The following is a 1,561-nucleotide window of genomic DNA, read 5'->3' as shown; positions in this document are numbered from 1 at the left end:
GCCCACCACGCACGTGGTGGGCGGCCCCGCCGCGTGGCGCGACGGACCCCGCCGGGTGGACGACCGCCGGGCACGGGCGGAGACTGGGCCTGACGCCCCGCCCGCAGCGGGCCGACCCGGTGGACACGACCCAGGAGACCCCCATGAGCCAGGACTTCCCCCGCACCGCCTCCGATCTCGACGCCGTGGACGACCTCGTGGACCCCGACCAGGAGTTCAGCGGGGACGGCACGCTCAGCTATGACGACGAGCCGGACGGCCCCGCCGAGGAGGTGGACGCCCAGCAGGAGTACGGCGAGGTGACCGCCGAGGACCTGGGCACCGACGACCTCGTGCAGGACGGCAGCGAGGTGGTCGAGGACGCGGGGCGGGAGGCCGACGGGGCGCTGGCCGGCATCGACCCTGCCCAGCCCGCGACCGACCGCCTGGCCCGCGAGCAGGACACCAACGGCATCGAGGACGAGGGCGAGGGGGCGATGAGCGACCCGGCCGTGGACCACGTGGTCGACGCCGACGACGCCTGAGGAGGCAGCTCGAGCCCGGGTGGCAGACTCCGGACATGGACGCCGGCACCGCCACCCCCCGCACCGACGACCTCGTCACGGGCGCCCTGCTCCAGCCCGGTGACAGGGTCGTGGACCTGCCCAAGGCGCACCTGCACCTGCACTTCACGGGGTCGATGCGGATCAGCACCCTGCGCGAGCTGGCCGCGCAGAAGGGCCTGCGGCTGCCGAGCGCGCTCGTGGACGACTGGCCGCCGGTGCTGCGTGCCACCGACGAGCGCGGCTGGTTCCGCTTCCAGCGCCTCTACGACGCCGCCAGGGCGTGCGTGACGACCGAGACCGACATGCGCCGCATCGTGCGCGAGGCCGCGCAGGACGACGCCGCCGAGGGGTCGCGCTGGCTGGAGATCCAGGTGGACCCCACGAGCTACGCCCCGCACGTCGGGGGCATCACGCCCGCGCTGGAGATCGTCCTCGACGAGGCGCGCCGGGCATCGGCCGAGGAGGGCATCGGCGTGGCCGTGGTGGTGGCGGCGAGCCGCACCCGGCACCCCTACGACGCCCGCGCCCTGGCCCGTCTGGCCGCCCAGCACGCCGGGGACGGCCCGGGGACGGTGGTGGGCTTCGGGCTCTCCAACGACGAGCGCCGCGGGGACACCGCGGAGTTCGCCAAGGCGTTCTCCATCGCGCGTCGGGCGGGGCTCGCCTCGGTGCCGCACGCCGGGGAGCTGCTCGGTCCCCGCCACGTGGCCGACGCACTGGACGCCCTGGCGCCGGACCGGCTGGGCCACGGGGTGCGGGCCAGCGAGGACCCCGAGCTGCTGGCGGAGGTGGTGCGCCGCGGCATCGCGCTGGAGGTGTGCCCGGGCAGCAACGTGGCCCTGGGCGTGTACTCCGCCCTGGACCAGGTGCCCCTGCGGGCCCTGCTCGACGCCGGGGCGACGGTGGCGCTCGGCGCGGACGACCCGCTGCTCTTCGGCTCCCGGCTGGCCGACCAGTACGTGGCCGCACGCGACGTGCACGGGCTGGACGCCGCCGCCCTCGGGGACCTCGCGCGG

At 76.3% G+C, this 1,561-nt stretch carries 2 protein-coding genes; both read left to right on the top strand.

Translation table 11 applies throughout. The features are described 5' to 3' along the window. The coding region (locus HMPREF3099_RS09930) for a hypothetical protein (RefSeq protein ID WP_237769825.1) at window positions 1–524 on the top strand (524 nt) is incomplete at its 5' end. Between the two features lie 35 nt (window positions 525–559). After that, window positions 560–1,561, top strand: a 1,002-nt coding sequence (locus tag HMPREF3099_RS09925) for an adenosine deaminase (RefSeq protein ID WP_083323697.1), incomplete at its 3' end; no start/stop codon positions are given.

The sequence above is a fragment of the Kytococcus sp. HMSC28H12 genome, from assembly GCF_001816045.1.
Lineage (GTDB): Bacteria > Actinomycetota > Actinomycetes > Actinomycetales > Dermatophilaceae > Kytococcus > Kytococcus schroeteri.
Note: the sequence above shows the minus strand (reverse complement) of the source record. Positions and strands in the feature narration are given on the sequence as shown.